The sequence below is a fragment of the Kluyvera sp. EC_51 genome, assembly GCF_019584505.1.
GTDB lineage: Bacteria > Pseudomonadota > Gammaproteobacteria > Enterobacterales > Enterobacteriaceae > Kluyvera > Kluyvera sichuanensis.
This window is the reverse complement of record NZ_VDAG01000032.1, coordinates 1-227: the sequence shown is the minus strand read 5'-3', so window position 1 is coordinate 227 and position 227 is coordinate 1. Positions and strand designations below refer to the sequence as shown.

1 protein-coding gene is annotated in these 227 nt (G+C 45.8%); it reads left to right on the top strand.

Annotation, left to right across the window (positions count from 1 at the left end; genetic code table 11):
* Positions 1 to 98, top strand: a 98-nt coding sequence (locus FHC49_RS08895) for an IS1 family transposase (protein ID WP_000851394.1), incomplete at its 5' end; no start/stop codon positions are given.
* Positions 99 to 227: the final 129 nt, after the last annotated feature.

The following is a 227-nucleotide window of genomic DNA, read 5'->3' as shown; positions in this document are numbered from 1 at the left end:
TGGCACGGCTGGGACGGAAGTCGCTGTCGTTCTCAAAATCGGTGGAGCTGCATGACAAAGTCATCGGGCATTATCTGAACATAAAACACTATCAATAAGTTGGAGTCATTACCTTGTGATAAATATCCTTAACAGACGGCGAGCTCGTCCGCCCATTTTGTTGCGGCCTGCATGGTTTCTATAACAGTGAACTCGCTGATATTGAGGGTATTACATATTTTCGCGGT